At 49.6% G+C, this 10,026-nt stretch carries 9 protein-coding genes and 1 pseudogene; 3 read left to right on the top strand and 7 right to left on the bottom strand.

The features are described from left to right. Window positions 1–96: 96 nt before the first annotated feature. Together AC4MRN_RS01340 and AC4MRN_RS01345 are read right to left on the bottom strand one after the other, a co-directional pair. Entirely contained in the window at window positions 97–1,743 is a 1,647-nt protein-coding gene (locus AC4MRN_RS01340; protein WP_155015149.1) for a SulP family inorganic anion transporter, read from the bottom strand. A 21-nt stretch (window positions 1,744–1,764) separates the two neighbouring features. Continuing rightward, a complete protein-coding gene (locus AC4MRN_RS01345) occupies window positions 1,765–2,421 on the bottom strand; it encodes a carbonic anhydrase (RefSeq protein WP_073324909.1) in 657 nt (218 codons plus the stop codon). A gap of 138 nt (window positions 2,422–2,559) precedes the next feature. Between AC4MRN_RS01345 and AC4MRN_RS01350 the strand changes: the two genes are divergently transcribed. Further along, on the top strand, window positions 2,560–3,504 hold the full coding sequence (locus AC4MRN_RS01350; RefSeq protein WP_073324908.1) for a hydrogen peroxide-inducible genes activator: 945 nt from the start codon (window positions 2,560–2,562) through the stop codon (window positions 3,502–3,504). Window positions 3,505–3,519: 15 nt separating this feature from the next. Here the strand turns inward: AC4MRN_RS01350 and AC4MRN_RS01355 are convergent, their stop codons facing one another. From AC4MRN_RS01355 to AC4MRN_RS01370, 4 genes are read right to left on the bottom strand one after another with little or no spacing between them, the layout of a single operon-like run. Next, on the bottom strand, window positions 3,520–4,437 hold the full coding sequence (locus AC4MRN_RS01355; RefSeq protein ID WP_491202276.1) for an FAD:protein FMN transferase: 918 nt from the start codon (window positions 4,435–4,437) through the stop codon (window positions 3,520–3,522). A gap of 11 nt (window positions 4,438–4,448) precedes the next feature. Beyond that, complete coding sequence (locus AC4MRN_RS01360) at window positions 4,449–5,741, bottom strand: DUF3570 domain-containing protein (protein WP_491202277.1); 1,293 nt, start codon at window positions 5,739–5,741, stop codon at window positions 4,449–4,451. Continuing rightward, window positions 5,732–5,956 (bottom strand): DUF4266 domain-containing protein, encoded by a 225-nt coding sequence (locus tag AC4MRN_RS01365; protein WP_155015147.1) that lies wholly within the window; start codon window positions 5,954–5,956, stop codon window positions 5,732–5,734. Before AC4MRN_RS01365 ends, AC4MRN_RS01360 begins: the two co-directional genes overlap by 10 nt. Then, window positions 5,953–6,468, bottom strand: coding sequence for a TlpA family protein disulfide reductase (locus AC4MRN_RS01370; RefSeq protein WP_491202278.1), 516 nt, complete (start codon window positions 6,466–6,468; stop codon window positions 5,953–5,955). The genes AC4MRN_RS01365 and AC4MRN_RS01370 overlap by 4 nt, the downstream gene beginning before the upstream one ends. Before the next feature lie 144 nt (window positions 6,469–6,612). On the opposite strand from AC4MRN_RS01370, the gene AC4MRN_RS01375 reads away from it, so the two are divergent. Together AC4MRN_RS01375 and AC4MRN_RS01380 are read left to right on the top strand one after the other, a co-directional pair. Beyond that, window positions 6,613–7,668, top strand: a complete 1,056-nt coding sequence (locus AC4MRN_RS01375; protein ID WP_491202279.1) for a DUF4234 domain-containing protein — start codon at window positions 6,613–6,615, stop codon at window positions 7,666–7,668. Then, entirely contained in the window at window positions 7,658–9,577 is a 1,920-nt protein-coding gene (locus AC4MRN_RS01380; protein WP_491202280.1) for a DUF3857 domain-containing protein, read from the top strand. The genes AC4MRN_RS01375 and AC4MRN_RS01380 overlap by 11 nt, the downstream gene beginning before the upstream one ends. Window positions 9,578–9,609: 32 nt before the next feature. On the opposite strand, the pseudogene AC4MRN_RS01385 reads toward AC4MRN_RS01380, so the two are convergent. Then, a pseudogene (locus tag AC4MRN_RS01385) lies at window positions 9,610–10,026 on the bottom strand (hypothetical protein); the annotation flags it as partial.

The raw sequence follows: 10,026 nt of genomic DNA on the forward strand, positions 1-10,026 counted from the left end.
GTAAAAAAGACACGTAGTTAGTGTAGCGGACGGAGAGGGGAATGTGTCAAGACATTTAGGCGCATCATTATGATGCGCCTAATACAGGTGTTGCGATTATGCGTGAGATAGCGCCTGCTTATTCAGACGCTTGTCTTCCTTTGAGCCTGATTCCTCCAACAATGTCGTCGCCGCTTCAAGCGCCTCCGTTAATGATGGATAGGTATCAACTTCAGGCCATGAGGCATTAATTTTGTGTAATACCGTGAGGATTTCTTCGCTGGCACCGCTAACATACAGTTTTCGGCCAGATGCTTTCGCATCGGACGTCACGGTTTCAACAGCCATCGCCGCTGAAACGTCCATAGTAGGCACGCGCGAAAAGTCCAGTATGAGTACCTGTGAGCCTGGCTTCACGTGCTCACGCACATGGTGACCTAGGTCAGCTGCTGCACCAAAGCTCAACGGACCGCCAAAACTGAAAATGCTCACTTTGCCTTTCGCTTTTTCAAGTAAGGCATTTTCTTTCGGATCGTTAAGGGTGTCAGGGATCTTGCGCAGTTCATCGATTTGCAGCTGTGCAATTTGACGAACGTAGGCCAGCGCTGCAAGTACAACACCCACACCTACCGCCGTGATCAGGTCAACAAATACGGTCAGGCCCAATACCAGCAGCATCAGAGCAAAGTCCCAGCGTGGACCCGTGTGAGCACGTTTGATGTAGCTCCAGTCAACAATGTCCAGACCTACTTTTACCAGAATACCAGCCAGTACAGCGTGAGGGATCACACTTGCCAGCGGGCTTAATCCCAATACGATAGCTAACAGAACCAGCGCGTGGATCATTCCTGAAAGACGCTCTTTACCGCCGCTACGGATGTTTACAACCGTACGCATGGTTGCACCTGCGCCTGCAATACCGCCAATCAGACCCGATACCGTGTTACCGATACCCTGACCAATCAGCTCCTGGCTGCTGTCGTGACGTGTACGTGTCATGTTATCGGCAACCAGTGATGTTAACAGGCTGTCGATAGCGCCCAGCACGGCCAGAATAAATGCAGCTTCAAGTACAAGCAGCAGTTTTTCCTGGTTGTACACAGGTAAATGAAGGCTTGGCAGACCCGTAGGAATGTTACCCAGAACCGGCACTTCGAAGGCAAACAGGCTTACCAGCGTACCAATGATCAGCGCAGCCAGAGCACCTGGGATATATTTACCCAGGCTGGCAGGCCATTTGTAAGCAATAACCAGTGTACCTACACCTAAAATCAGGGTAGAGAAATTAATGTCGGCCAGTGCTGTAGGTAAATAACCCAGCGCACCCAAGGTGCCGCCCGGTGGCTCGTGGCCCAGCAGACGCCCGATTTGCAGTATAATAATGATGGCACCGATGCCGGTCATGAATCCGGAAATAACCGGGTAGGGCACCAGGCGGATGTAATTACCCACACCCAAAAAGCCAAACACTATCTGGAAAATACCAGCCAGCATGACGGCCGTAAAAATAAGTTCGACGTCGCCGGACAAGCTGGCAAACAAGCCGGCCAGAACAACGACCATTGGGCCAGTAGGCCCGGAGATTTGTGACGGTGTGCCACCAAACAGGGCAGCGAAGAAGCCCACGGCAATGGCACCGTACAAACCCGCCATCGGGCCAACGCCCGAGGCTACGCCGAGGGCAAGGGCCAACGGCAAGGCAACAATACCAGCGGTTAAACCGCCGGTAAGGTCGCCTCTAACATTGGTTAGTAAATTTTTCATAATTGTTCCCTACTGATTTCGTTATTCGCTGGTCGCCAGCATTTCTTCTGCGTAGGTTTCACTCATTGGCGCAAACTTACCTGACTCTTCGTCGTAGCAAGTAACGGCCGCGGTTTCGATGTTGTAGAACCAGCCGTGTAGTTTTACATGGCCAGTAGCAATTTTTGCCGCAACTGCAGGATGAGTGCGCAGATGCTGCATTTGCTGGACTACGTTTTCTTCGGTAACCAGTTGTAAGTGTTCCTGGGCGTTTAATTCACTGCAACCGCAACGCTCTTTAACCACTTCGGTTGCTACGCGGCAGTGACCAAGCCATTCTTTAACATGAGGCAGGGCAGACAGGGCTTCTGTGTTGATAGCGCCTTTCATTGCACCACAGTCAGAGTGACCACATACAACGATGTGGCTTACGCCTAATGCCGCAACAGCAAACTCGATAGAAGCCGTCATGCCGCCTGTTTGGTTACTGTGAGGCGGTACAACGTTACCGGCATTACGGCAAATAAACAGATCACCCGGCTCGGTTTGTGTAACCAGGTTTGGGTCGATGCGAGAATCCGCGCAAGTAATGAATAAGACTTCCGGATTTTGGCCGTTAGCTAATTTTTGGAAAGCGGCTTTTTTATTGGGGAAAACTTCTTTCTGAAATTTAGCGACACCAGAAATTACGTGTTCCATTTTGTCACTCCTAAATAATTTTATTCACATTTTTAAAACAACATCTTAGTTTTACCTGATAGGCTAATAGAAAAATACCTTACTTCGTGATAGTCTAATTCTATAAGTGGATTTATTTTTATACATGTTTGGTTAGATATGGCATCCAGTTCAAAAGGCGCAACCAATACACAACTGCGTTATTTCGTGGCATTGGCGCGAAATCTCAGTTATCGGCGTACCGCTCAGGTGTTAGGCATTAGCCAGCCAACCCTGACGGCGCAAATCAATGCGTTGGAGAAGTCACTGGGGATCGCGTTGTTTGAACGATCGCGAAGTGGCACCTTGTTATCGCCGGAAGGGCGTGTGTTGCTGCCCTTCGCTGAAGAAACGCTGCAGGCCTCTGTGCGTTTTGAGGAGAAAGCCAAAGATCTGGCCGGTGGCGCGCAAACCACTTATCGCCTGGGCATTCCTCCCACACTGGGACCGTATTTGCTGCCTTATATTCTGCCGGAGCTGCACCAACGCTACGCGAAGTTAAAGTTTTACGTGCGTGAAGCGGCACCCTCGCAGCTTATACAAGGTTTGTTTAATGGTGACTACGACTTAATTATATCACCGTCCTCTCAGGAGTCATCGCAACTCATCGTTTCTAAGCTGTTTGTTGAGCCCCTAAAGTTCGTTATGCCCAGTGACCATCCATTGGCGGGCACAAAGTTTGTGGATGCTGAGCAAATACGTGGAGAAACCGTGCTGGCCTTGGAAGATACCCACCATTTTCATCACCAGGTACAAGACATCTGCGGTGAAATCGGCGCGCAGCTAGCACGCGACTACGAGGGTACCAGTCTGGATACCTTGCGTCAGATGGTGGTGATGGGCATGGGCGTATCTTTTCTACCCGGGCTTTATGTGCACTCAGAATTGCACAGACCTGATGAACTGCACGTGTGCGAGCTGAAAGATAAACCCATCGAACGGCAGCATAATTTGATATGGCGGAATACGGCCCCCGGACGCATATTTTTTCGAGAATTGGGCAATCATATTCGCCAGATTATTACGCAGACTCTCGGCCATGCGGTACAGGTATCTGAAGACTGAGGTGCGTGTAAACCGTCAGTCGTATATCCAGTGGGTCACGCGCTGCGAGGTTAAAAATGATTTGGCCTGGGCTCCCTGTAACATTGACAGGGTAGCTATCAGGCCCGCTTGCGTGCAGTTGTCAGCAGCGACGGTAACAGAGCGCGGCGGGTTCTCTAACGGAAAGCCCGTAAACGGATTCAGAATATGGCTGTAGCGTTTGCCGTTTTTAAGTAGGAAGCGGCGAGCATCACCGCTGGTTGCCAACCCTCCCTGATAGATTTTGACTATGGTAGATGCATCACTGGCTAATACTGGATTTTCGATGCCAATCAACCAGGGTTTATCCAGTCTGCGACGTTCGGTGACCTGAATGTCTCCACCAAAGTTAACCACAGTCGAAATACCCGGGTAGCTGGCTTTAATGCTGCCTGCAACCTTGTCTACAGCGTATTCTTTGCCAATACCGCCCAAATCGATTTCCATGCCAGGCGGCAGGGTGAAGTGGGTTTCCGTTAGTTGTGTGCGTTGCCACCCTATGTTCGCCAGTAACGGCGTGACCGTGTCCTCTTCCGGCACGTTATCGCTGCCATCAAATCGCCAGGCCTTACGCAGCACGCCGGCGGTCACGTCAAACAGGCCGTTGCTCAATGAAAAACAGGTATTAGCAAAGTTAAGCAGCCGGTAAGTTTCGTCATCTATCTCAACTGCCGCTCCGTCAGCACAGTTGATATGTGAAACCACACTGTCCGGGCGATAACGGCTGAATTTGTGTTCAATGCGTTTGGCTTCCCGTGCCGCCAGTGCTGCGATTGAGCGGGCGATATGTGTGTCTTGCGTCTCTATGAGCAGCTCGCAGGGGCTGGCCATAGCGTCAAATTCACCCAGGAAAAAGCCCTCTTTTGGTGAAATAGTGACCGGCGGTAATGCCGCCGGATGCAGTTGTTCAGCCATTATTGTTGTCACTAAAAATGATAGTTAAACTGCAGTATAACGGCTTTTACGCTGGGGTAGAGGTCCAAATCAGCGAGGACACCGGGTTGGTCGAATCCGGCATTTTTCGGGTCCTGCTGGTAATACTCAGCCCTAACAGCCCATTCATGTCCGTTGTCGAGTTTGCGACCGTACTTCAGACCCACCGTATATGCAGTCATTTCGCCAACTCGGTAATCTGCACTGGCGTACATTGGCAACGGAGCCGACTGATTCACAAACGGTTGATAAAAGTCCGCAGCCGATTGTTGGTAATAGCGAAAGTGGGGCTGAATGTAGCTGCGATCCGATAAATTGAAGCGCAGTCTCGAGTCGATGGTATGGGAGTTTATGTCCCAGTCATCCGTTGCAAAACGGTACGACACGTCTGCCACGCCACTATCCAGTGCGTATTTGGTCTGCCAGAAAAATGAATGCCTGGTGCGCGTATCGGGACGGTTTTCATAGATTATGTCCTGTGTTACCCCATTAGCATCGATGACGCTCAGCACTTTGTAGGGGTCTGTGGTATAACCGTCAACAACACTCAGACCGAAGTTGAATTGCATTAGCATGCGCCGGTTAATCACCTGGGTGACACCAAACAGCAAATCCATTGTTGTTTTGTTGTCACTGCCATTTTTGCTGTACTGACCCGTATCCTCGTCAGAATCTGAATTGTCACTGGGGATAAGCATGCTCGACAATGGCGTGGGTTTGCCACCAACGGGGTCAATGCTGTCGAACTGATAAGACAAACCGGCCGATAGCGTGGTATTGCGCTGGAATAAGTCTTTTTCCAATAAGCCATTTACGCCCAGTGACATGTAATCGTACTCGCGAGAAACATTGATACCGGCGGTACCGCGCCAGGTTTTAGCAAAAGGCTGCATCCATGACGAAGCGACCTGAACGCGGGTATCCCTGAAAGTATCATCCAAAGGGGTTTCGCCCGCTGCTACCTGATACGAGTCTTTACCGGATGGCCGTGAGAAGGTCTGGACTGTAGGTTGGGGAACTGCGCCGTTAGCAGACGCGCCGGTCAGGGTGTCGAGTACCAGTTTTACGTTGAAGATACTGTCATCATTATTCGTTTTCGTTGCGCTGATCACGCCTTCTGCCAGGCTCACGCGATCCGTTTCACCGTAATATAAAATCGCAGTGTCGAACTTCCAGTCTTTTAACACGGAGGAATCGGTGTCTGCGTGTGCCGGAGATTGTCCAAGCAGCGCACATGTTGCGCCCGCCAGTGCAGTAGCAATTGAGCCTTTATGATTTAGTTGCATCCGCAGCCACCTCCCGCAAAGGAACGACCACCGCTGGTTGCTTCCTTACTGAAATAAATATGGTCATCTAACCCAAGGTCGATGCCTTCGGCTCCCAGCGCCATTTCGTCTTTGGCCAACAGGTCCCGCTCCCAGGGCTGCACGCCCAATGAGGCACAACCACCGAGTTGGCTAAGTGCAATTAACACCGAAACATATAATGTTTTACGCTTCATTGTGATGACTCCATTTCTTCTAAAAGGGCAACGATTTCCTGCTCATACTGATCTTGTTTCTGTATGTGGAAACCCTGATGGGCCAGTCGTAACTGGCCTGTGTGGTCAATGAGATAGCTGGTGGGCATACCCGGCACTTTGTAAAGTGCAGGGGCGGTCCCTTCGGGATCAAACGCCACGGGAAAAGTGGCAGGCAACATTGAAAGGAATTGGTCTGCAAGTTTACGGTCGGTATCGACATTAATGGCCACAACGGTAAAGCCACGACCAGCGTATTTTTGCTGCATGGCATTCATCCACGGGAAAGAGCGCTGACAGGGCTTACACCAGCTGGCCCAGAAATCCAGATAGACGACCTGTCCCTGATAATCAGACAGTTTATGTTGCCCAGTTGCGGTGGTGAGCAGAAGATCAGGCGCTGGTTGTTTGGCCATGACACCCTGGGTCAGGAGTGTTGCGACAATAAGCACAGGTAAACACAGTTTTCGGGTAATGCGGGGGAAATGACGCATTAAGTAGTTCCTCGAATTTCACACTGTGTTGCAGTGTAAAGGGCGAAACTTAAGGAAAACTTAGCTTGAGGTGATTTGTGTTTTCATCGCAACGGGCATCTGGTATAACTCGATAAGTGGTTAATAATGATAAGGATGTCAGACGTGACTGACACAGTTTTGCCCCCGGTGACGGAGACTGAAAGCCTGCCTGCGCTAAAACCCGGTCGCCATATTGCGCTGGAATTTCTACTGCATTTTTGCACATTTGGGATTTACACCTGCTTTTGGTGCGTTACCGCCACCCGAGACTTAAAACGGGCCTTCAACAAAGAATTTACCCCGTTGGCCTGGTTCTTGGTGCCTTTGGTATTTTTAGCCCAGGTTTTTATGTTGCCCCGTTTACTGAGCGCCATTGAAGAGGCGGAGCAAGCGCAAAACCTGAAGGGGTGGAGTGACTGGACAAACCGTTTGTGGCTAATTCTAACTTGTGGCATTGGTTTGTTTTTTGCCATCACCAGCAAAATCGATATTTCAGTTGGTTGGGTTTTGTTCGGATTATTGCTTTGGGCAGGGTGTTTTGCGTTGCTGAATAAGCGCATGGATAGCCTGCGAGACGCAGTGGCTAATCCTCGGCGCAGATACTTCGGTGGCTATGCCTGGTGGCAATGGCCGTTTGTTGTATTGGGTGTGCCTTTTATGGTGTTTTTAAGTTACAACATGGTATTAACCCCGTTTCTTGCAAAGGTGGCGCCATTAGCTACCAATACGGTGATCACAGATGAACAACAGACCATTCAGCTGTCAGTTGTAGAATCTGGTTGGCATAAAGTCGAAATTGGCACATTTTCAGATGGTAGCGGGTTATTTGAAATTGCTGGCCCGCTGGATTTTCAGTATTTCATTGCGTTTGATCACGACCCGGATTATTCCCTTACTGACCTTGCCCAGTGGCGCATTGGTCAAAATTATGAGGATTTCAATGTTAAGTCTTGTTCAGAGAACAGGACGCTAACGGCCGGCACACTTCAGGTTGAGTCATTTGTCATCTGTAAAGGCACAAGTATGGGCGATCCCACCATTGCCACTCATCACTTCATTCGTGTCGATGACCATATTTATGAGCTCTATGGCTACCTGAGTACCACTAAACTGACCTATAAAGAACAAGAAGCGGGTTTCCTCCGCCAGGCGCAGGGACTTAAACGCTATGAACAGTAAATCCATTCAACAGATACTCCTAGGCTGTGGTGCGTTGCTCTGGACGCAGTTTGCGTCGGCAGTCCCTGTGTCAGACGCTGAAAACAACAGCGCAACCACGTTAACCTCAATGGCACAGGGCTGGATGGCAAGCGCCGATGAGTTTGACACCGAATCCTTAACCAAAGTCTATACCGATGTAAATCACACAATCTACGCCAATAAAATCGTTACCAAGGTAACGAAAGCCTGGTATTACCCGACCAAAGCGCTGGTGCAGGAGTCGGGGTATGAAACCCTGAATTACAATCTACTGTCAGAAACGGTGACCGATCTTCAGGCCTTTTCGGTAACGACAGAAGGCCGAATTACCAGGGTAACTGCAGAAAATATTAAAGAAATTGAAGACGATAGATACAATATTTTCACGGATGGTAAACGCAAGGTGATCAGTTTTCCTGGCTTGCAGGAAAAGGGCATGACCGTACTTTCCTATACCGTTACGCATGATCGCACAAAAGGCATTGAAGACTGGTCGAGAACGCATTTCCCGCAACAGTTTTCGCCTGTCAGAGAATACCGCTTAACCGTAAGTGCTAAAGACGGCGCGTATTTTGATTATAACGTTTTCAATGACGTACTCACGTGTGATCGCGACGAACAAACCTTAGTGTGTTCAGGAACCGAACTGGCCGCACTGAAATCAAGCGAAAACGTGAACTGGCTTGATCAGATTGGGCAAGTGTTTGTTACTACCACACCTGATTGGAATGGACTGATCACCCGGGTAAATAAAGGCTTCGAACAGGCGCTGGCGAGTCAGTCCAGCGTGGCAGAAACACTGGACATGCTGCTGACTGCAGATATGTCTGTTAAACAAAAAATATCGGCAATTCATGAGTTTACTGCCAGGGATATCCGCTATGTCTCTATGTCGGATAACGGGCATGCTATTGTGCCGCATGCGGTAGATGACACTATTTACAACCGCTATGGCGACTGCAAAGATAAAACCGTTGTCTTGGTTGCATTGTTAAATGAGATTGGCGTACCCGCTTACCCGGTACTGGTGTCTACAGACCGGGAATCTCTTGCTCCGGTTGCTTTACCGGGCATGAGCTATTTTGATCACGCTGTGGCGTGCTTTGAGTTAATTGGCAATGATTATTGTCTGGATGCCACCGATGCTTACAGTGATTGGCGTTATGTTTCAGACTGGATCCAGGGACATGTTTCGCTACCTCTCAAGCAAGCGGCCGCTCCGGTGCCAGCGTTGTTGCCGCAATCGACACACCGCTGGTTGGTTAATCAGATTACCGATATTCACTACACGCCAGGCGGGGGACAAACTGAACAGCAGACGGTTACGTTTTCCAATGAGTATGCCAGCTCGATGCGTAGCAACCTTGCCAGTAAAAACACTGAAGAGCAGAACAAGTGGCTGACGTCGGTGTACGAGGATGTGGTTGCAACGGGTGTGTCGCCCACGTTTGAGGTAGAGGGAATCGATGCTATCGGCAATCCACTCATCGTGAAAAGCAATACGGAATATGAGCCCTATTTTGATGTTGCAGAAGAGTTTGTGCTTACCGAATACGATGCCTGGGTACGTTACGAACTGGGATTGATGAAGTTGTCGGAAGCGCCTTTTGGCTATGGGTTCCCGGGGTTAAATATCGACTCGACCTACAATCTGTTTTTGCCACCGGGCTGGAAAGTACGCAGCCAGCCGGCAGCGCTAAAGCTAACAACGCGTTTTGGTGAATTAACCCGCAAAGTCAGGTTGGTCAAACCTAATCATATTGAAGTCACCACTACGCTGGACATGCCGCAAACGCGTTTGCCCAAAGACGACGTAGATGAGTTTAATGATGTTATTGATGTATTCGTTGAGGAATCATCCATCTACTTTAATGGGGTTGTTGAATAATGAAGGGCCGTTAGCGCGGTACTGTTACCGCGCTAAAACTCATATTCCAGAGAGAAGCGCAGCGAATGGTCTTTACTCACACTGTCAATGGCGGCGATAAAACCCAGCTCCCATTTTAACTGGCGACGACTGTCAAATCGCTTGATCCCCATAAACGCAGGGCCGATGCCAACAAAATCGTCCCCGGTGTACAACTCAACTGCAGGCTGCAACAGGGGCATCCATCGATACCGGTATTTTACCCGCAGCTGCGTTTTTAATTCCTGATCAGGTACGTCTCCCCACTCATATACCAGCAGCGTATTCACGGTCAGGCTGGTTTGCCCAATCTCTTTTTCCATTACCAGGCCGGTAGTTACCTCCCAGCGCTTTTCATTGTGGTACTTTTCCACTTCCAGCAAGGTGCCAAAGTCAGCCCAGTACTTGCCTTGCTCAGTCATCATCCAGCG

The sequence above is a fragment of the Marisediminitalea sp. genome, assembly GCF_984433645.1.

Coding starts and splice junctions, on each gene's coding strand:
- AC4MRN_RS01370 (WP_491202278.1), bottom strand. CDS start 6,468: ATGCGTCATTTCCCCCGCATTACCCGAAAACTGTGTTTACCTGTGCTT.
- AC4MRN_RS01340 (WP_155015149.1), bottom strand. CDS start 1,743: ATGAAAAATTTACTAACCAATGTTAGAGGCGACCTTACCGGCGGTTTA.
- AC4MRN_RS01380 (WP_491202280.1), top strand. CDS start 7,658: ATGAACAGTAAATCCATTCAACAGATACTCCTAGGCTGTGGTGCGTTG.
- AC4MRN_RS01355 (WP_491202276.1), bottom strand. CDS start 4,437: ATGGCTGAACAACTGCATCCGGCGGCATTACCGCCGGTCACTATTTCA.
- AC4MRN_RS01350 (WP_073324908.1), top strand. CDS start 2,560: ATGGCATCCAGTTCAAAAGGCGCAACCAATACACAACTGCGTTATTTC.
- AC4MRN_RS01345 (WP_073324909.1), bottom strand. CDS start 2,421: ATGGAACACGTAATTTCTGGTGTCGCTAAATTTCAGAAAGAAGTTTTC.
- AC4MRN_RS01360 (WP_491202277.1), bottom strand. CDS start 5,741: ATGCAACTAAATCATAAAGGCTCAATTGCTACTGCACTGGCGGGCGCA.
- AC4MRN_RS01365 (WP_155015147.1), bottom strand. CDS start 5,956: ATGAAGCGTAAAACATTATATGTTTCGGTGTTAATTGCACTTAGCCAA.